This is a genomic window from Larkinella sp., from assembly GCF_965227735.1.
Taxonomy (GTDB): Bacteria; Bacteroidota; Bacteroidia; order Cytophagales; family Spirosomataceae; genus Larkinella.
This window is the reverse complement of record NZ_OZ245776.1, coordinates 3,420,828-3,440,584: the sequence shown is the minus strand read 5'-3', so window position 1 is coordinate 3,440,584 and position 19,757 is coordinate 3,420,828. Positions and strand designations below refer to the sequence as shown.

Genomic DNA, 19,757 nt, shown 5'->3' with positions numbered 1-19,757 from the left:
TTCGTCTGTCAGAGTTCGGTTGTGGAATGAAAGGTTCCATCGCTGTCGAAAAGCACCCGCAAAATCCGGGCATTCGGTGCATCCAGCAGGATAACCCGAAATGGCTTATTCGCTTCGTCATTGTCGTCTGTCAAAACCGTTTGGATACTGCTTCCGGGAAAGGTTCCGCTCATATACGTGCGGGTTGCTACCGGTAATGAATCCGGCTTGAGAAGCGCGCCCTGCTCGATCACCAGTCCATCCGTTTGGAGGAGAGCCGCTTTCGCGGTGGTTCCTTCCGTAAAACGGGCTTCCCAAATCCGCTCCTGCAAATGGGTCCAGGTCACCGATTGGACGTTGGGAAACGCCGTTTTGAAGCCACTGTAAGCCCCCAGCGATACCCCCGAACTAGCAGCCTCATTAATTAAATCCGCACCGGCTTTGTCCTGGCAATTGAAACTGATTGTAGCTAGAACCAGAATGCTGAAAAGGGTTTTTAGACGGGAAATGATGGGATTGCGTTTCATGTTTCGATGTGTTTAAATGAAAATTAAAACTTGACTATTTATTGGTTGATTAACCTGATTATTCATCCAGATCCTGGAGCCGGTGAACCCGGTGGCGGTAGAAAAACCGGTAGATGATGGGGAAAACCAGCAGTGTCAAAACGGTGGCGGTGATCAGCCCGCCGATGACGACAATCGCCAGCGGTTTCTGGGTTTCCGATCCAATGCCGGTGGAAAGGGCAGCCGGGAGTAGCCCGATGGCCGCCATCAGCGCTGTCATGACGACGGGGCGTATGCGCGATTGCACCCCGTCCCGAATGGCCTCGTCCAGCGACATCCGGCCCAGCAGATTTTTGTTGAAGACCGAGATCAGAATGACCCCGTTCTGCACACAGATCCCGAAAAGGGCAATGAAGCCCACCCCCGCCGAAATGCCGAAATTCATGCTCGTCACGTGGAGCGCCAGAATACCGCCAATCAGTGCGAACGGAACGTTAAGCAGCACCAGTCCCGCATCTTTGGTATTACCGAAGGTGATGAACAGGATGACAAAAATGGCTGCCAGACTGATCGGAACCACCTGCGCCAGCCGCTCGGTGGCCCGCACCTGGTTTTCAAACTCCCCAACCCATTCCATCGAATAATCTTTGCCCGGATTGAGGGCCGCATTGACTTTTTTCTGAGCTTCGGCAATGGTGCTGCCCAGGTCACGTCCGCGCACTGAAAACTTGACACCGATAAACCGCTGATTGATGTCGCGATAGATGAAAGCCGGGCCGGTTTGCTTCTTGAGCGAAGCAATTTCCCGCAACGGAATCAGTCCCCCTTTCAGGGTCGGAACCATCAGGCTCATGATGTCTTCCTCGCTCTGGCGGTATTCATCCTGGTACCGGACCCGAATGTCGAACCGACGCTCTCCCTCGTACAAAACCGATGCGGTTTTTCCGCCAATCGCCATCTCGATCACGGCCTGCGCATCCGCCGTGGTGACGCCGTACAAGGCCATTTTGTGGTCGTGAAACAACACGCTGATCTCCGGTTGCCCGACATTGCGGATCACGCCCAAATCCCGGACACCTTCGACGTCTTTCATGGCGTTCAGAACCTGATCGGCGTATTTTTCCAGCTTGTAAATATCCGGCCCGAAAATTTTTACGCCGTTGCTGGCTTTGTAACCAGCGACGGCTTCGGCCACATTGTCGATAATGGGTTGCGAATAATTGTAGACTATCCCTGGATAATTCCGCAGCTTTTTATCCATTTCATCGGTTAGTTCTTCTACCGATATTTTGCGCTTCCAGTCGCCTTTGGGGGCCAGATCGACCTGAAACTGGCAGAAGTAAAAACCGTTTGGATCGGTGCCGTCGTTGGAACGGCCCACCTGCGAAAGTACCTGGTTGACTTCCGGAAACGCCTTCAGATCGCGCCGGATCTGCCCGGCCATTTCCACACTTTCGGGCAGCGACAGACTCATGGGTAATTCGGCCGTAACCCAGAGTGCGCCCTCGTTCAGTTGCGGCAGAAACTCCGTTCCGAGAAACCGGGCGGAGAAAAACGTGCTGCCCATCAACAGCAAAGCGACCACGATGCTAAACTTCTTCCGACCGTAGCACCAGCCAAAACCCGCCATGACGATGCGGTTGAAGAAATTGACGATCGGGTTATTCTTTTCGCGGACGTTCTTCTTCAGCAAAATGGAACACAAAACCGGTACCAGCGTCAGCGTAAACAACAACGCGCCCAGCAAGGCAAAACCGAGCGTCCAGGCCAGCGGAGAGAACATTTTGCCTTCGACTTTCTGGAACGCGAAAATGGGCAGCAGGGCCGTGATGATGATGAGCTTCGAGAAGAAAACCGCCTTGCCCAGTTCACCACCGGTTTTTTTGATCAGCCCCAGTTTGGCGAGTTTGTTGAATCTTGGCATGCCGACTTTGTGGGCCTGGTGGTCGAGGGTGACAAAGATTCCCTCGACCATTACCACGGCCCCGTCGATGATGATCCCGAAATCGACCGCTCCCATCGACAGTAGATTGGCCGACATACCCCTCAATTTCAGACACATGAACGCAAACAGCAACGCCAGCGGAATAATGATGGAAACGATGAGCGTGGTGCGCCAGTCGGCCATGAACAGAAAAACCATCACCGTTACCAGCACAATGCCTTCGGTCAAGTTGTGCAGAACCGTGTGCGTACAGAACTCGATCAGGTTGTCGCGGTCGTAGAAAGTCACCATCTTGACGTCCGGCGGCAACACCCGCGTGTTCAACTGTTCGATTTTCGCCTTCACGCGCCCCAGCACGTCGCTGGGATTTTCGCCCTTCCGCATCACCACGATGCCCTGCACGACGTCGTCATCGTCATCCAATCCTACCTGCCCCACGCGTGGCAACTGCGATTCGGCCACTTCCGCGACGTTTTTGACCAGAACCGGGTTGCCGTTCAGTTCTTCGATGATGATGTTGCCGATGTCCTGAATGGACGTTAACAGCCCAATGCCGCGAACTACATAGGCTTGTCCGCTTTTTTCGATGACATCGCCCCCGACGTTGATGTTGCTGCGGGTAACGGCCTGGTACACTTCCAGCGGGGTCAGGTCGTATTTGGCCAGTTGCGTCGGATTGACGCGCAGTTCGTAGATTTTCTGACGGCCGCCAAACGCCACGACATCAGCCACGCCCGGAACACTCCGCAACTGGCGGTCGATCACCCAGTTATGCACCGTCAGCAGTTCGCGGCTGTCGCGTTTGTCACTTTTCAGGGTAAATCGGTAAATTTCACCCGTCGGGCCATACGGCGGCTGCACGTCCGGTTCCACTCCCTCTGGCAACGCGATGTTACGCAATTGATTGTTAACCTGTTGCCGGGCAAAAAAGTCTTCGACCTCATCTTCAAAAATGATTTTGATCACCGATAACCCAAACATGGTGACAGAGCGGACGTTGGTTTTTTTCTGCACCGAATTCATGGCAACTTCGATGGGAACGGTCACGAAACGCTCGATTTCTTCGGCGCTCCGGCCGTTCCATTCCGTCACCACGATGATCTGCGTATTGGTGACATCGGGAAAGGCTTCCAGGGGCGTGTTGAGGTAACTGAACACCCCGGCGATGACCAGACCGGCGGTCATGAAAAAGATAAAAAACCGGTTTTTGAGCGAAAAACCGACTATATTCCGAATGAACTGGTTCATGAGTTAGTTGTTCAAGGCGTTGTAAATCAGGATCTGATTTTTGGAAACCACGGTTTCGCCGGGCTTCAGCCCCGCGTCGAGGTAGGTGACCGCCCGCAGCGTTTTGTGAACAGACACCTCCCGGACTTCCAGATCGCTCCGGTTGCGATAGACGACGACGTAATTTTTCGATCTATCGAAAATAACCGCATCGGTTGGCACGGTTGCCAGTTGCCGGCCCGTTTCCAGCGTTAGCCGAATGGTGGCGTGCATCTGCGGTTTCAGCTTGTAATCGGGATTAGCCAGTCGAATCCGGACGCTCATGGCTTTGGTGTTGGCATCAAGCACGCTGTAGATTTTGTCCACCTTGCCCCGAAAAACCGCATCGGGATAACTCAGCGTTTCGATTTGGGCCGCCATCCCGGTTCTGACCCGTCCGATGTCACTTTCGTTGACGTTGGCCATCACCCAGACGTCCTTGATTTCGCCAATGGTGAAGAGGTTGTCGGCATTATCGGCCCGGAGCTGCAGGCCGGGATTGACGTTTTTCTCGATGATGAACCCGGAAATGGGCGCTTTTACCGTGTAGTTACTGGTTTTGCCCAGACCATAAATCTGGAAGACTTCCCGCAACCGGGCCAGCTCGGCTTCGGCCTGGCTGACTTCATTTTGCGCCTGAACCACGTCGCGCTGGGCGTTCAGTTTGCTTTCGTTCAGATCCTGGGCAATGCGCAGGTTTTTCTGCGCCACCAGCAAGCCCGATTGCGCCTGAATCATCTGCCGTTCCAGATCGGCCACTTCGCCGGAACGGATCAGCGCCAGCGTTTGCCCTTTCCGAACGTAATCGCCCAATTCAACCGGCACGGTTTCGACGTTGCCGCCTACCAGCGGAAACACCTTGATGACTTTGTTTTCGTCGGCCACGACCCGGCCCACCAGCGTCAATTCGTTTCGAACGGGCTGGTTCACAACCGAGTCCAGCCGAATGCGTTTCAGCATCGTATCTGACAGCATAAATGCTTTTGGTTCTTCGGCAACCGGTGGCGTATCGCAACTGAATAGTCCCATTCCTGCCGCCAGCAGGAAGGTGATGCGGATGATTTTGTTCATTTGATTAGTTTGACAGATTAGTACCGATGACGTAGTTGAATTCCTCGTAAGCCGCCATGCGATCGGTTTTCAGGCGGTTTAGATCCCGAATGTTTTCCGTATAGGCTTCGAAAAGGTCGACAAATTCCAACAGGGGGATATTCCGCTTCATGAAATTGGCGAGCACGCCCTTGTTCAGCTCTTCGAATTGCTCCGCAAAACGACCTTCAACCGACCGGATCATCTGGTCGGCGTTGCGGATTTTTTGCCAAACCGCCGTTACTTCGTTTTCGACCTGAATCGTTTTCTGTTGTTGCAGTTGCTGCTGGTACCCAATCTGGCTTTTGGCCGCCCGAATGGCTCCCTGGTTGCGGTTGAACAGCGGCAAATCCATCGACACCGACAATCCGGTATAGTTCTGGATGTAATTGGACGACTGATCATAGACGCCACCGACGCGTACATCCGGTCTGGCGAGCGCTTTTTGCAGATTGTAGTTGAGCTGGGCCTGCCGGGTGAGCGATTCGCTGATCTGTACATCCGGGCGGTTTTGGAGGGCCAGCGTCCGGAGTGAATCCAGGGGAAGTGCCGGCATCTGAAACAGCGCCAGAGCGGCCTCATCGGCCAGCGCCTGGATGGGCTGATTGGTCGAAAGCAGGGTTTGCAAAAACTGCTGTTGATCAAGGAGCTGGGATCGTATTTCGGTACGGTCTTTCGAAAGCTGGAAGAGCAGGGACTTGAGCCGCAGGAGTTCCAGCAGCGAAACGTTGTTACGCTGGTACTGCTCCTCAAACGCATTGACCGTATTCTGCAAAATCACAAGTTGCTGGTCGTATTGCCGCAGGGTGTTTTGCTGGAAGTACATTTCGTAAAACCGGGTGTGCAACTCGAAACGGAGTGCCCGGAGCAGGTCGCGAAACCCCAACTCGGTCAGGTGGGCCGATTCCTGCGCCAGCGCAATCCGTTTGTTGCGTTTGCCGGCGGTATACAGCAGTTGCTCAATCGCGACGAATTTTTGCCCCTGTCTGCCAACGTCCAGCGCCCGACGCCGTTCCGGGTTGTAGGCATTGATTTCTGCCGTAACTGTAGGGTTGTCGAATAAACCCGCCTGAATGACCTCGGCCTGAGCGGCTTCAATCTGGTAACGCCCGGCCAGTGCGAGCAGATTTCTCCCGACAAACAGGCTGTCAGCCTGCCGGAGATGAATGGACAATGTGTCCTGAGCCCGGGCCATCCCGCTCCAAAGCAGGACCACCAGGGTCACGTATTTGATCATGATCTGAAGGTATCGTAAGAAAAAAATGGCATGACCACACGATCACCAGAACCGGGAGAACTGCGAGCGACCGATCCACGAAGAACCGACGCAGCAAAACAGCGGATGAGGACAACCGGCGGATGCGAAAACCAGAAGAAAACCGTCGACACCCGAATGCAGGCAGCCGGTCAGTTCTTCACACAAAAGGGGAATTGATCAGGCCCGTTGGGGCGGGGGAGAATCGATCTCAGGAGAGTGAGACGAATAGAAGGAAGCCGTGAAGAAATACTTCCTGGGAATCAGTAAGGAAAAACTAATGGGTATTTTCTGCAGCGGAACCATCACCGTGGGGGCAGTCCAGTCATAAACCGTCTTGACGAGTTTAACGGCAATCGGATGATCCGGATCGTCCCGTTCAGGAACGGCATCGGGAATGGCCAGCACTTTTTCAAGCAGAACCTCGCCAATACTTTCCATTTTGTTGACCGATAGATCTTCTGCACCCGTATTCTGACTGGCAGACAGGGTGAGATGATCCGGGGCATCGATGCTGAAGTTGAGGACGTTGATGGCCATCAACAAACAGAAAAGCCGGTGCAGAAAAGGAAGCTGACGCAGGTTTTTCATAAAATCCGTACGACAAAGGTACGGTAAATTGCCGAAAATTAACAGGTTGCACCCAAAATGCCCCTGTGCGGATGCCTGGGAATAGGCTGTCTTTGTGAAAAAGCGGAGGATGAAAAGTGGGAAGACGAAGCAACAACGCTGCTTAGTCTTCCCGCCCTTCCTTGCGGTTCGCATCGGCCATCCGGACGATTTTTGGCGTAAATTTCGCCAGAACTTCTACCAGATCACGTTGGGCATCGATAACGGTTTCAATGTTTTTGTACACCATCGGCGCTTCATCCAGATCGCCACCAATCAGTTGAATATCGGCTTCTTTCAAGGCCTTGTTCCATTGGGAGCGCGTCAGGGTATTGAAGGCCTGCGTCCGCGACATCAACCGCCCCGCGCCGTGCGAGGCCGAATTCAGCGATTCCGCATAACCCCGTCCGCGAACCACGAAACCGGGTTGGGTCATCGACCCCGGAATGATGCCCAGCACATTGGCTCCGGCCGGTGTGGCTCCTTTCCGATGCACAATGACGTCGCGACCGTCGGCCAATTGCTCCTTCCACGCAAAATTGTGGTGGTTCTCGACCATCGTCAGCGGTTTTTCACCCAGTGCCTTCGCCAGTTTGCGGTGAATTTCGTGGTGATTGGCGGAGGCATACGCCCCGGCCAGATTCATGGCAATCCAGTATTCCTGCCCTTCCTCCGTGTTCAGATCCAGCCAGGCCAGATGCGCTGCCTGCTTGGGCAACCGGGTTCTTTGCATCGCCAGTTTGGAATAGTAATTGGCGACGTTTCCCCCAAAACCGCGCGACCCGGAATGGGAAAGCAGAGCCAGGTATTCGCCCGGTGGCAGATTCAGTTGGTCATCCGGTTCGTAGACTTCCACGACGCCCCATTCTACAAAGTGATTTCCGGTGCCGGAGCTTCCCAATTGCCGGTACGCCTTGTCTTTCAGGTCGCGGATCACTTTGGTGGCCTGCCATTCCGGCAAATCCATGACGGTTTCGTCGATTTTGTCGCGGGTTTCGCCCCCCATCCCAAATTTGGTTTTTTCCACCAGCGACTTTTTCAGGAGATCAGGTTGGCGTTTCAAGAAAGCCGGGGGCAGATCGAAGACCGACAGGCACATCCGGCAGGCAATATCGACACCCACCGCAAAGGGAATAACGGTATGGGCTTCCGTCGCCAGAACGCCCCCGATCGGCAGTCCGTAGCCCTGGTGCGCATCCGGCATCAAGGCCCCGGCTACCGAAATCGGCAGGCTGGCGGCAGTTTCCATCTGTTTCAGAGCGCCTTCCTCGATCTGTTCACGACCAAAAACCGCATACGGCAACGAATTGATGCGCAAATCGAAGATGCGATCTGCCTGCTTTTCGCTGGCATCCAGCGCATAAGGAGCAGGTTCAGGCGGTAGATAAGTAAAACCGGTTTCACTCAGCGGAACGGCAATGCCCTGTTTGTTCAGTTCGTAAACCGCCCGGGCCAGGTTGGTAACCTTGTTTTTGGAAAAAGCGAATTTTTTGGGGTTGCGGAGCATTTGCGCCAGCAAACCCATTACTTTTTCTTTGGAGTAATCCGCACGTTGCAGCAACCCGTTGGCCACGCGCAGAAAGGGCGTATGCAAGGTTTCGGGGATGGGTCCCAGGGATAGAATATCTTCAAGTAAGATGGAGGTTTCCATAAGTTATAGAAAGTAAAGTGCCTTCCTGAACCAGACTGGGACAAAGATTCAATGCTTCTGCGCAGTGTTTTTGCGTAGTTTAGAATATTTGTCGATTTTTCTCAAAAAAATCAGATTGCACCATGCCCGTCAACCGAAATGCGCTGATTCGTTATAAAACGCTGGATGCCTGTCTGCGAAACCGGCAACGGAAATGGACGCTGGACGACCTGATCGAGACGGTATCGGAAGCGCTTTACGAGTATGAGGGAATCGACAAAGGAATCAGCCGACGCACCATTCAGGCCGACCTGCAACTGATGCGGAGTGACAAACTCGGTTATTTTGCGCCGATCGTCGTTCTGGAGAAAAAGTATTATACGTACGAAGACCCTACCTATAGTATTACCAACATTCCGCTGTCGGATGGCGATTTGCTGCGCATGAACGAAGCTGTTGAGATGCTGAAACAATTTAAAGGATTTTCGCATTTTTCGTCCCTGAACGAAGTGGTTCAGAAACTCGAAGACCACGTGTATTCGACGGGCCGGAAGTCGGCCCCGGTTATTGATTTTGAGAAGAACGAAGGGCTGAAAGGGCTGCATTTCCTAGAAGAACTTTATCAGGCGGTTATTCAGAAAAAGGCCCTTCAGATCCGGTACCAGTCGTTTGTGGCACGATCTCCGCAGCTCTTTACCTTTCATGTCTGGTGGTTGAAAGAGTTTAAGAACCGCTGGTTTGCGGCCGGTGTGCAGAAAGGAAAAGATAAACGAGGGATCATACACCTGGCGCTGGATCGCATGGTGGCTATCATTCCGGCACCCGATACGGATTATATTCCGAATGAGATGACGGATGCTGATGGGTATTACCGCGACGTGATCGGGGTGACCATTAGTGAAAACTTGAGAGCCATTCCGGTAAAATTATTCGTTACCCGTCTACAAGCGCCCTATGTGGAAACCAAACCGCTTCATCCGTCTCAGCGGGTGCTGGAACGAACGGCAGAGGGTATCGTCATCCAGCTTCGCGTGCAACACAATTATGAATTGGAAAAAGAGATTCTGGGTTTTGGGGAGGGGATGATCGTTCTGGCCCCCGAACGGCTTCGTGTGGCTATCCGGCAGCGTCTGCGGGCGAGCCTGGATGCCTACGCTGCCACCGAAAGCCCAGCGAAGCCGGTGGAACCTGCACCGTCCGGACAATCGGTTTGAAAACCGGTATTGCTTTCATTTCCTGCCTATTAACTTTTGCAATAGTCTTTGCAATACTTTTGCTTTTACGTCCCCGATTCCCTATCTTTGCGCTCTGATTCGCGAAACGTGCCTTTTTGATACCAACAAGTGGCTTTTACGGATCCCTGCAATTGTACATTAACTTCTGTAATTATACTTCATTATGGCAACTGATCTTCGATACCTGCGAAACATTGGTATCGCTGCCCACATCGACGCCGGTAAAACGACTACCACCGAGCGGATTCTTTATTACTCCGGGGTCAGCCACAAAATCGGCGAAGTACACGAAGGGGCCGCTACCATGGACTGGATGGAGCAGGAACAGGAACGAGGAATCACCATTACGTCGGCAGCTACTACCGTCAACTGGAAATACCGCGACCAGAACTACCATGTGAACATCATCGATACCCCGGGTCACGTTGACTTTACGGTGGAAGTGAACCGTTCGCTGCGGGTTCTGGATGGTCTGGTATTTTTGTTTAGTGCCGTAGATGGGGTTGAACCTCAGTCGGAAACCAACTGGCGTTTGGCCAACAACTACAACGTAGCCCGTCTGGGTTTCGTGAACAAGATGGACCGCGCCGGTGCTGATTTTCTGAACGTTTGTCAGCAGGTGAAGGATATGCTCGGCAGCAATGCCGTGCCGCTGCAATTGCCGATCGGGGCCGAAGATAACTTCAAAGGTGTCGTCGATCTGGTAAACTTCCGCGGTATTCAGTGGAACGAACACGATAAAGGCATGACGTTCCAGGAAGTTCCGATTCCGGACGACATGCTGGAAGAAGCCAAAGAATGGCGCGAAAAACTCCTCGAAGCCGTCGCTGATTACGACGAGTCGCTGATGGAGAAATATTTTGAAGATCCGGAGTCGATTACAGAAGACGAAATTCTGACCGCCCTGCGTCAGGCTACGATTGAAATGAAGATCGTGCCGATGCTGTGTGGTTCATCGTTCAAGAACAAAGGTGTTCAGACGATGCTCGACTACGTGATGTCGTTGCTGCCTTCTCCGCTCGATAAACCGGAGATCAAAGGAACCAACCCAAACACCGATCAGGAAGTGGTTCGTCACCCGACGGAAACCGATCCTTTTACGGCTCTAGGGTTTAAAATTGCTACGGACCCCTACGTAGGTCGTCTGTGTTTTGTCCGGGTTTATTCGGGTATTCTGGATTCCGGTTCGTATGTCCTGAACACACGTTCGGGCAACAAAGAGCGGATTTCGCGGATTTTCCAGATGCACGCCAACAAGCAAAACCAGATCGACAAACTGCGGGCTGGTGATATTGGGGCGGTTGTCGGGTTCAAAGACATCAAAACGGGTGATACGCTTTGTGATGAGAAAAATCCGATCGTACTGGAATCCATGATTTTCCCGGATCCGGTTATTGGATACGCCATCGAACCGAAGAAAACGGCTGACCAGGATAACTTCTCGAAAGCCATTGGTAAACTGATCGAAGAAGATCCGACCCTGAAAGTGGAAACGGATGAAGAAACCGGTCAGACGATTATCCGCGGTATGGGTGAGTTGCACCTTGAAATTATCATCGACCGGATGCGTCGTGAATTCAAAGTGGAAGTCAACCAGGGTGCTCCGCAGGTTGCTTACAAAGAAACGTTGACGAAGAGCTTCGAACACCGCGAACTTTACAAGAAGCAAACGGGTGGTCGGGGTAAATTTGCCGACATCGTGTTCGAAATCATGCCGGGTGAAGAAGGCAAAACCGGTCTGGAATTTGTAAACGGCATCGTGGGCGGGGTTATTCCACGCGAATTTATCCCATCGGTCGAAAAAGGATTCCGGGAAGCGATGTCAACGGGTCCGCTGGCGGGTTACCCACTGGATTCAATGAAAGTACGGTTGTTCCACGGTTCTTTCCACGATGTTGACTCCGACTCTCTGTCGTTCGAACTGGCAGCCCGTCTGGGCTTCCGGGAAGCGGCCAAGAACGCCGGTCCGAAACTGCTGGAGCCAATCATGGCCGTTGAAGTGTTGACGCCGGAAGAATATACCGGTCCAATCACGGGTGACCTGAACCGTCGTCGCGGGATCATGAAAGGTATGGATTCGCGGGCTGGTTCGCAGGTCATCAAAGCGGATGTTCCGCTGTCGGAACTGTTTGGTTACGTAACGGATCTGCGGACGATGTCATCCGGCCGTGCCACGGCCAACCTGACCTTCTCGCACTACGAACAGGTGCCAACCAACCTGGCAGAAGGGATCGTAGCGAAGGCTAAAGGAGCTGTTAGAGCTTAATTAATATCAAATGACCCATGAACGGTTCTGTAAGGAATCGTTCATGGATCATCAAATAAAACCGTTGCCGGAGTAAATGGTTCTTTCGGCCGGGGATCACAGGTCGGTTAACTGCCGGTCGCAATAACCAGAACCACAACTTGTCATGAATCAAAAAATTCGGATTAAACTGAAGTCCTTCGACCACATGCTGGTCGATAAGTCGGCTGAAAAAATTGTTAAGGCGGTAAAATCAACGGGTGCCATTGTGAGCGGCCCGATTCCCCTGCCAACCGAGAAAGAAATCTTCACGGTTCTCCGTTCTCCGCACGTAAACAAGAAATCACGGGAGCAATTCCAGCTTTGCACCTACAAGCGGTTGGTGGATATTTACTCAACCAGCGCCAAAACGGTCGATGCCCTGATGAAACTGGAACTGCCGAGCGGGGTCGACGTTGAAATCAAAGTATAACGCTAAGAATCTTCAGTAACTTTTGTTGAAAAAGTTTTTTGAAGCCAGAAAATAGCGTACCTTTGCAAGCCGAATTTAGAATTAAGTACAAAGACATACCTCGGGTGAAGGTCCTTCACGGAAACCGCATCTGACTAATTTAGTACGGTAACACATGCATTTGTGTCAACCGAGCGAAAAGGTCAGGTGGAACACGCCTGGCCTTTTTTGTTTTTAATTTGCTCGGAATCATTGGAATAAAGTAAAATACGGTTTGGAATAAAAATTAGTAATTCCTACCTTTGCACTCCGATTTTTTCGGGTTGAAACTATAAATTCCTGCTTTACAACCACTTATTTATGTCTGGTTTAATTGGAAAGAAGATTGGGATGACCAGTCTGTACAATGCTGACGGGCAGGCTCTGGCATGTACAGTTATTGAGGCTGGTCCCTGTGTTGTTACACACGTAAAAACGCAGGAGAACGACGGCTATCAGGCTGTTCAGTTGGGTTACGGCGAGAAGAAAGAAAAACGTACAACCAAGCCATTGCTGGGGCACTTTAAAAAGGCCGGTACGACGCCAAAGCGCAAGTTAGTTGAGTTTAAAACATTCGAGAAAGAGCTGAGCCTGGGAGAAACCCTGCAAGCTGCGGATGTTTTTGCCGAAGGCGATTTCGTCGATGTCGTCGGAACGGTTAAAGGTCGCGGATTCCAGGGCGTTGTGAAACGTCACGGTTTCGGTGGTGTCGGTGGACAAACCCACGGTCAGCACAACCGCGCTCGTCACCCGGGTTCTATCGGTGCCTGTTCATTCCCTTCGCGGGTTTTCAAAGGCATCCGGATGGCCGGTCGCATGGGTGGCAACCGGGTGAAAGTTCAGAACCTTCGTGTTTTGAAGATACTGTCAGAGCAAAATCTGATCGTAGTGAGCGGCTCGGTTCCGGGCGCCAAGAATTCGTTCCTCATTTTAGATAAGTAAATCATGGAGGTAGCAATTTATAACTCGAAAGGCGAAGATACAGGCAAGAAAATCACCTTGTCGGATGAGATCTTCGGAATTGAGCCAAGCGAGCACGCGATCTACTTAGACGTGAAACAATACCTGGCCAACCAACGTCAGGGAACGCACAAAGTAAAAGAACGTGCCGAGAATGCTCACTCGACCCGTAAAATCAAGAAGCAAAAAGGTACGGGTGGTGCTCGTGCCGGTTCCATCAAATCGCCGGTATTCGTTGGCGGTGGAACCATCTTCGGTCCCCGTCCGCGTGACTACTCGTTCAAACTGAACAAGAAAGTAAAGCAACTGGCCCGTAAATCAGCGCTTGCCGCCAAAGCACAGGGAAACAGCGTTTCCATTCTGGAAAACTTTACCCTGGAAGGCCCACGTACGAAGTCATACATTGAGTTTTTGACCGGTTTTGAAGCTTTGAACACAAAAACGTTGTTGATTCTGCCCGAGGTAGACACCAACGTGGTTCTGTCGAGCCGCAACCTGCAAAAAGCGAAAGTCGTGACGGCCGACAGCCTGAACACGTATGATCTGATGCACGCCGACCGTCTGCTGATTGCTGAAGGGGCTTTGTCGAAACTAGAATCTCTTCTCCAGTAATTGATTATGGAAAACGTACTGAAAAGACCGATCATTACCGAAAAAGTGACGGCCCAGAATAAGAAGGGACAATACGGTTTTGAGGTGTCGATGAATGCCAATAAAATCGAAATCAAAAAGGCTGTCGAGAAATTGTATGGCGTCACGGTGAAGGAAGTCAATACGATGCGTTGCTTCGGACACATGAAGTCGAAGAGCACGAAGAAAGGCGCCGTTACGGCAGGCCGGACGTCAACCTGGAAGAAGGCAATCGTGACGGTTGCCGACGGAGAGATCATCGATATTTACGCTGAAGCATAAGGCAACCCAACCACGAACGACTAAACGAAGTAGTTAGGAATCATGGGAGTTAAGAAACTGAAACCAACAACCCCGAGTCAACGTTTTCGCGTGGCCCCGGACTTTGCCGAGATTACGACGGACAAACCGGAACGGAGTCTGCTGGTATCGATAAAGAGATCAGGTGGCCGGAACAACCAGGGTCACCGTTCAATGCGCTACATTGGTGGCGGTCACAAGAAACAGTATCGGATTATCGACTTCAAACGCGATAAGGCTGATGTACCGGCAACGGTTAAAACGATCGAGTATGATCCTAACCGTTCGGCCCGGATCGCTCTGTTGTTCTACGTTGATGGGGAAAAGCGTTACATCATTGCCCCTCAGGGCATCACGGTTGGACAGCAGGTCATTTCAGGCCCGTCCGTTCCACCGGAAGTGGGAAACGCCCTGCCGCTGTCGGCCATGCCGATTGGTACGATCGTTCACAACGTGGAGCTGAAGCCTGGTAAAGGAGCCGCAATGGTTCGCAGCGCCGGAACCTACGCCCAGTTGGTAGCCCGTGAAGACAAATATGCCATTCTGCGGATGCCTTCGGGTGAGCAGCGGATGGTGTTGGGAACCTGCATGGCCACGGTCGGCTCGGTTTCTAACCCGGATCACATGAACGTGAGCATGGGTAAAGCCGGTCGGAACCGCTGGTTAGGGATTCGTCCCCGCGTCCGTGGTGTTGCCATGAACCCCGTCGATCACCCAATGGGTGGTGGTGAAGGCCGGGCTTCCGGTGGTCATCCCCGGTCACGTACCGGTCTGTACGCAAAAGGCAAGAAGACCCGCCCGGTGAACAAATATTCAGATCGTCTGATCATTAGTAAACGAAAAAAATAAGAGGTAGATGGCACGCTCACTCAAAAAGGGTCCCTACATAGATTTTCGTCTGGAAAAGAAGGTGGACACCATGAACGATGCAGGCAGAAAGTCTGTAATCAAAACCTGGTCCCGCCGTTCAATGATCTCTCCGGATTTCGTTGGCCATACGTTCGCCGTGCACAATGGCAACAAGTTCATTCCCGTGTATGTCACCGAGAATATGGTGGGTCATAAATTAGGCGAATTTTCGCCTACCCGTAACTTCCGGGGGCACGTTGCGAAGAAAGACAAAGGCAAACGGTAAAACAGTTTTCAGTTTTTGGTTTACGGTTTATAGTTCATCCATAAACTATCAATCATAAACTACAAACCATAAAAAAATGGAAGCAGTAGCAAAGCTAAAAAATGTGCCTTCGTCTCCTCGTAAAATGCGGCTGGTAGCCGATATGATCCGGGGTCAGAAGGTTAGCAAAGCATTGGGTATTCTGCGTTATCAACCCCAGGCCGGTGCAGCGCTGCTGGAAAAGCTGGTGCTCTCGGCGGTTGCTAACTGGCAGCAAAAAAATGAAGATGAACGCGCCGAAGACGCTGATCTGTACGTAAAGACGATTTTCGTCGACGGCGGTCGGATGCTGAAACGTCTGCGTCCTGCTCCACAGGGTCGTGGTCACCGGATTCGCAAACGCTCCAACCACGTCACGATCGTGATTGAGAGTGCCGCCGGATCTCTTACGGTTGCACCAGTAGTTTCAACAGAAAACGCAGAATAACAAGACAATAAAATGGGACAAAAAGTAAACCCCGTTGGTTTTCGGCTTGGTATCGTCAAAGGATGGGATTCAAGCTGGTATGGCGGCAAAGAGTTTCCTGATAAGCTGGTTGAAGACGAAAGAATTAGAAAATATATTCAGGCACGGATTCCGAAAGGATCGATAGCCCGGGTTGTTATCGAGCGGACGTTAAAGCGCATTACATTGACCATTCACACGGCACGTCCGGGTATTGTGATCGGTAAAGGCGGTGGCGAAGTCGATAAGATCAAGGAAGAGCTAAAGAAAATTACCGGTAAAGACGTTCAGATCAACATTTTCGAAATCAAACGTCCGGAAATCGATGCTAAACTGATCGGTGAAACGATTGCCCAACAATTGCAGGCGCGGATTTCCTACCGCCGGGCGATGAAACAGGCGATCAGCTCAGCGATTCGGGTTGGTGCTCAGGGAATCAAAGTTCGTGTATCAGGTCGTCTGGGCGGTGCTGAAATGGCCCGTACGGAAGAGTACAAAGAAGGTCGGGTGCCACTGCACACGCTTCGGGCCGATATCGACTACGCAATCTCGGAAGCACAAACGATCTACGGAAAAATCGGTATCAAAGTTTGGGTATTCAAAGGTGAACTTTACGGCAAACGTGATTTGTCACCAGCGGCTCAAATTACCGCAGCTCAATCGGATCGCGGTAACGACCGGGGTGATCGTCGCAACGATCGCGGAGACCGTCGCGGAGAACGCGGTGGTGAAGGCGACCGGGGTGATCGTCGCCGGGGACGCAATGATCAGAACCGTGGTGGCGGTGCCGGTGGTGGCGCTCCGCGTGGTCAGGGCGGACAAGGCGGTGGTGGTCAACGTGGCGGACAGGGCGGAGGTCAACGTGGTGGTCAGGGCGGAGGCCCGCGGCCGGGCGGTGGCGGAGGCCAAGGTGGTGGCCCACGCAAAAGATAGTAAGAACATCGGACGTCATACCAGGCACGTCCTTTAGATACGACTAAAGATGTTACAACCAAAAAGAACCAAGTTTCGTAAGCAGCAGAAAGGCCGTGTGAAAGGCATTGCCGGACGGGGTCACCAAATCGCTTTCGGATCGTTTGCCATCAAGTCGCTGGAACCCGGTTGGATTACAGCCCGTCAGATTGAAGCGGCCCGTATTTCCGTCACCCGTGCCATGAAACGTGAAGGCCAGGTTTGGATCCGTATTTTTCCAGACAAGGTGATCACGAAAAAACCAGCCGAAGTACGGATGGGTAAAGGGAAGGGAGCACCTGAGTATTGGGTAGCTGCCGTAAAACCGGGCACCATTCTGTTCGAAGCAACTGGTGTTCCCCTGGACGTAGCCAATGAGGCTCTGCGTTTGGCGGCTCAAAAGTTACCGATTAAAACAAGATTCGTTGTTCGTCGGGATTATCAGGAAACAGAAGACTAATCAGTCATGAAAAAGAACGAGATCAAGTCGCTGACGGTTGAACAATTGAATGAGCAGGTAGCGGCTGAGAAAGATCGCTTGCAAAAATTAAAGTTTGCGCACGCCATTTCGCCCATCGAAAACCCGATGCGGATTCGCACCACGCGTAAATTGATTGCTCAATTACTGACCGAGCTGACTGTTAAAGAAAACGCCAGCTAATTAAACGGTATCGACTCATGGAGCAGCAAGACAGAAATTTAAGAAAAGAAAGAATTGGTAAGGTAGTAAGCAACAAGATGGAAAAATCCATCACGGTTGCAGTCGATCGGAAAGTGCAGCACCCCATTTATGGAAAATTTATGCACCGTACGAAGAAGTTCATGGCTCATGACGAAAAGAATGAATGTGGAATCGGTGATACGGTTCGCATCATGGAAACCCGTCCGCTGAGCAAGAACAAATGTTGGCGATTAGTCGAAATCATTGAAAAGGCGAAGTAATCATGATCCAGCAAGAATCACGTTTGGGCGTAGCCGATAATAGCGGTGCCAAAGAAGTACTCTGTATTCGGGTACTGGGTGGAACCGGCAAGCGTTTCGCTACGGTTGGAGATAAAATTGTAGTGACGGTTAAGCAGGCGCTTTCTTCAAGTAACATGAAGAAAGGTACTGTTTCGAAGGCGGTAGTCGTTCGCACCAAGAAAGAAATTCGTCGGAAAGACGGTTCTTATATCCGGTTTGAAGACAACGCAGCCGTCCTGCTGAACAACAATGACGAGCCGCGCGGTACCCGCATTTTTGGGCCAGTTGCCCGCGAATTGCGCGAGAAGCAGTTTATGAAAATCGTTTCTTTGGCTCCAGAAGTATTGTAACCCATGAAGAAAGTAGCAGACAAGCCTGCGAAGTTACACATCAAAAAGGGAGACGCTGTGAAAGTGCTCTCTGGTAACTCGAAGGGCCAAACCGGCACCATCCTGCGCGTTTTGGTCGATAAGCAACGCGCCGTGGTTGAAGGAGTGAACATGATCACCAAACATGTGAAACCCTCCGCAGCCAACCCCCAGGGAAGTTTGGAGAAACGCGAAGGAACGATCCACATCAGCAACCTGATGGTGATTGATCCCGCCACCAACGAACCGACCCGGACCGGCCGCAAACTGAATGACAAGGATAAGTTGCAACGGTACTCGAAAAAGACCGGTAATTTTATCTAATTGATTAGAAATCAGGAACGTATTAAACAGATACGAAAGTGGCAACACCGAGGCTGAAAGAGAAATATACCAACGAGATCGTGGCCCAATTGAAAGAAAAGTTTCAGTACAAAAGCATTATGCAAGTACCGAAACTCTCTAAGATTGTTGTAAACAAGGGGATTGGGGCCGCCGTCGCTGACAAAAAGTTAGTCGATGTAGGTGTCGAAGAACTGACGATGATTACAGGCCAGAAAGCAGTGGCAACCATTGCGAAAAAAGCCGTCTCTAACTTTAAGCTGCGCGAAGGCATGCCGATCGGCGCTAAAGTGACCCTGCGCGGAGAGAAGATGTACGAATTTCTGGATCGTCTGACCGCTGTCGCTCTGCCGCGCGTTCGTGACTTCAAAGGAATTAGTGACAAAGGCTTCGATGGCAACGGTAACTACACGTTCGGTGTCCAGGAGCAGATTATCTTCCCCGAAATTACGATTGACAAAGTAAGTCGGATTTCAGGTATGGATATTACGTTCGTCACGACGGCGAACACGGATGAAGAAAGCTTTGCATTGCTAAAGGCCCTGGGCATGCCCTTCGCCGGTGGTAAAAAATAACGCATAACGCGCACAAAAACATGGCAAAAGAATCCATCAAAGCAAGAGAGCGTAAGCGGATTGCCTTAGTTGCGAAATACGCTACCAAGCGTGCCGCACTGAAAGCTGCCGGAGACTACCTCGGGTTAGACAAACTGCCGAAGAATGCTTCGCCGGTACGTCTGCACAATCGGTGTAAGTTAACGGGCCGCCCTCGCGGGTACATGCGGAAATTTGGTATCTCCCGCGTGACGTTCCGTGAAATGGCATCGGCCGGTAAGATTCCGGGTGTAACAAAGGCAAGCTGGTAACTTTCACGCCATCTTAGCGATTATCGAAACAATTCCCTAATTTTGCAGGCCCGTTCAAAACGGCTAATCCGTCAGCGAGGTTTGCAGTTACTAATCAGGAGGAAATGAATACTGATCCCATAGCAGATTATCTGACTCGCATCAGAAATGCGATCCGCGCCAAGCACCGGGTCGTGGAAATTCCTGCTTCCAATATAAAGAAGGAGATCACTAAGGTACTCTTTGATAAAGGCTTCATCCAGAACTACAAGTTCGATGAGACGGGCCCGCAAGGAAGTATTAAAATTGCACTGAAGTACAATCCGGTTACGAAACAACCTGCCATCGTTGATTTGCAGCGTGTGAGCCGCCCGGGTCTGCGTCAGTACAAAGGAGCTACGGACATTCCGCGGATTCTGAATGGCTTAGGTGTCGCCATCGTCTCAACCTCAAAAGGGGTGATGACGGATAAGGAAGCCCGGTCGCTGAACGTAGGCGGTGAAGTGTTGTGTTACGTATATTAATCAGAAA

Annotated in this window: 24 protein-coding genes; 18 read left to right on the top strand and 6 right to left on the bottom strand. The window is 51.6% G+C overall.

Going from position 1 to position 19,757, the window contains the following annotated elements:
• Positions 1–8: 8 nt before the first annotated feature.
• From ACO064_RS13265 to ACO064_RS13240, 6 genes are all read right to left on the bottom strand, one after another.
• Positions 9–506, bottom strand: a complete 498-nt coding sequence (locus tag ACO064_RS13265; RefSeq protein ID WP_421827801.1) for a hypothetical protein — start codon at positions 504–506, stop codon at positions 9–11.
• Positions 507–564: 58 nt separating this feature from the next.
• Positions 565–3,678, bottom strand: a complete 3,114-nt coding sequence (locus tag ACO064_RS13260; protein ID WP_421827800.1) for an efflux RND transporter permease subunit — start codon at positions 3,676–3,678, stop codon at positions 565–567.
• Positions 3,679–3,681: 3 nt separating this feature from the next.
• Positions 3,682–4,767 (bottom strand): efflux RND transporter periplasmic adaptor subunit, encoded by a 1,086-nt coding sequence (locus tag ACO064_RS13255; RefSeq protein ID WP_421827799.1) that lies wholly within the window; start codon positions 4,765–4,767, stop codon positions 3,682–3,684.
• A gap of 4 nt (positions 4,768–4,771) precedes the next feature.
• Complete coding sequence (locus ACO064_RS13250; RefSeq protein ID WP_421827798.1) at positions 4,772–6,022, bottom strand: TolC family protein; 1,251 nt, start codon at positions 6,020–6,022, stop codon at positions 4,772–4,774.
• 198 nt (positions 6,023–6,220) lie between these two features.
• Positions 6,221–6,631 carry a hypothetical protein gene (locus ACO064_RS13245; protein WP_421827797.1) on the bottom strand — a complete coding sequence of 137 codons (411 nt, stop codon included), beginning with the start codon at positions 6,629–6,631 and terminating at the stop codon, positions 6,221–6,223.
• Between the two features lie 142 nt (positions 6,632–6,773).
• Positions 6,774–8,300 carry an RtcB family protein gene (locus tag ACO064_RS13240; protein WP_421827796.1) on the bottom strand — a complete coding sequence of 509 codons (1,527 nt, stop codon included), beginning with the start codon at positions 8,298–8,300 and terminating at the stop codon, positions 6,774–6,776.
• A 122-nt stretch (positions 8,301–8,422) separates the two neighbouring features.
• Here ACO064_RS13240 and ACO064_RS13235 point away from each other — a divergent pair, with 122 nt between their 5' ends.
• The 18 genes from ACO064_RS13235 (at position 8,423) to rpsH (ending at position 19,750) form a co-directional block, all read left to right on the top strand.
• The gene (locus tag ACO064_RS13235) at positions 8,423–9,493 is read left to right on the top strand and encodes a helix-turn-helix transcriptional regulator (protein WP_421827795.1); all 1,071 of its coding nucleotides are present in this window, start codon (positions 8,423–8,425) and stop codon (positions 9,491–9,493) included.
• A gap of 184 nt (positions 9,494–9,677) precedes the next feature.
• Entirely contained in the window at positions 9,678–11,780 is a 2,103-nt protein-coding gene (gene fusA, locus ACO064_RS13230; RefSeq protein WP_421827794.1) for an elongation factor G, read from the top strand.
• Between the two features lie 145 nt (positions 11,781–11,925).
• Positions 11,926–12,231 (top strand): 30S ribosomal protein S10, encoded by a 306-nt coding sequence (gene rpsJ, locus ACO064_RS13225; RefSeq protein ID WP_114406391.1) that lies wholly within the window; start codon positions 11,926–11,928, stop codon positions 12,229–12,231.
• 339 nt (positions 12,232–12,570) lie between these two features.
• Complete coding sequence (gene rplC, locus ACO064_RS13220) at positions 12,571–13,191, top strand: 50S ribosomal protein L3 (protein WP_421827793.1); 621 nt, start codon at positions 12,571–12,573, stop codon at positions 13,189–13,191.
• Between the two features lie 3 nt (positions 13,192–13,194).
• The gene (rplD, locus tag ACO064_RS13215) at positions 13,195–13,821 is read left to right on the top strand and encodes a 50S ribosomal protein L4 (protein WP_421827792.1); all 627 of its coding nucleotides are present in this window, start codon (positions 13,195–13,197) and stop codon (positions 13,819–13,821) included.
• Positions 13,822–13,827: 6 nt separating this feature from the next.
• Positions 13,828–14,121: a 50S ribosomal protein L23 gene (gene rplW, locus ACO064_RS13210; protein WP_114406388.1), complete on the top strand. Its 294-nt coding sequence runs from the start codon at positions 13,828–13,830 to the stop codon at positions 14,119–14,121.
• 42 nt (positions 14,122–14,163) lie between these two features.
• Positions 14,164–14,988, top strand: a complete 825-nt coding sequence (rplB, locus tag ACO064_RS13205; protein ID WP_114406387.1) for a 50S ribosomal protein L2 — start codon at positions 14,164–14,166, stop codon at positions 14,986–14,988.
• A 7-nt stretch (positions 14,989–14,995) separates the two neighbouring features.
• Positions 14,996–15,274, top strand: a complete 279-nt coding sequence (gene rpsS, locus ACO064_RS13200; RefSeq protein WP_114406386.1) for a 30S ribosomal protein S19 — start codon at positions 14,996–14,998, stop codon at positions 15,272–15,274.
• Between the two features lie 76 nt (positions 15,275–15,350).
• Positions 15,351–15,740, top strand: a complete 390-nt coding sequence (gene rplV / locus ACO064_RS13195) for a 50S ribosomal protein L22 (protein WP_114406385.1) — start codon at positions 15,351–15,353, stop codon at positions 15,738–15,740.
• 12 nt (positions 15,741–15,752) lie between these two features.
• Positions 15,753–16,691, top strand: a complete 939-nt coding sequence (gene rpsC / locus ACO064_RS13190) for a 30S ribosomal protein S3 (RefSeq protein WP_138993096.1) — start codon at positions 15,753–15,755, stop codon at positions 16,689–16,691.
• 49 nt (positions 16,692–16,740) lie between these two features.
• Positions 16,741–17,169: a 50S ribosomal protein L16 gene (gene rplP, locus ACO064_RS13185; protein WP_114406383.1), complete on the top strand. Its 429-nt coding sequence runs from the start codon at positions 16,741–16,743 to the stop codon at positions 17,167–17,169.
• Positions 17,170–17,175: 6 nt separating this feature from the next.
• Positions 17,176–17,370 (top strand): 50S ribosomal protein L29, encoded by a 195-nt coding sequence (gene rpmC, locus ACO064_RS13180; protein WP_114406382.1) that lies wholly within the window; start codon positions 17,176–17,178, stop codon positions 17,368–17,370.
• 17 nt (positions 17,371–17,387) lie between these two features.
• Positions 17,388–17,651 carry a 30S ribosomal protein S17 gene (gene rpsQ / locus ACO064_RS13175; protein ID WP_421827791.1) on the top strand — a complete coding sequence of 88 codons (264 nt, stop codon included), beginning with the start codon at positions 17,388–17,390 and terminating at the stop codon, positions 17,649–17,651.
• Between the two features lie 2 nt (positions 17,652–17,653).
• Entirely contained in the window at positions 17,654–18,022 is a 369-nt protein-coding gene (rplN, locus tag ACO064_RS13170; protein ID WP_111626186.1) for a 50S ribosomal protein L14, read from the top strand.
• A 3-nt stretch (positions 18,023–18,025) separates the two neighbouring features.
• Complete coding sequence (gene rplX, locus ACO064_RS13165; protein ID WP_114406380.1) at positions 18,026–18,364, top strand: 50S ribosomal protein L24; 339 nt, start codon at positions 18,026–18,028, stop codon at positions 18,362–18,364.
• 38 nt (positions 18,365–18,402) lie between these two features.
• A complete protein-coding gene (gene rplE, locus ACO064_RS13160; RefSeq protein WP_310588217.1) occupies positions 18,403–18,957 on the top strand; it encodes a 50S ribosomal protein L5 in 555 nt (184 codons plus the stop codon).
• Between the two features lie 20 nt (positions 18,958–18,977).
• Positions 18,978–19,247 carry a 30S ribosomal protein S14 gene (rpsN, locus tag ACO064_RS13155; protein WP_114406378.1) on the top strand — a complete coding sequence of 90 codons (270 nt, stop codon included), beginning with the start codon at positions 18,978–18,980 and terminating at the stop codon, positions 19,245–19,247.
• Between the two features lie 104 nt (positions 19,248–19,351).
• The gene (rpsH, locus tag ACO064_RS13150) at positions 19,352–19,750 is read left to right on the top strand and encodes a 30S ribosomal protein S8 (protein WP_421827790.1); all 399 of its coding nucleotides are present in this window, start codon (positions 19,352–19,354) and stop codon (positions 19,748–19,750) included.
• The last annotated feature ends 7 nt before the right edge of the window (positions 19,751–19,757 follow it).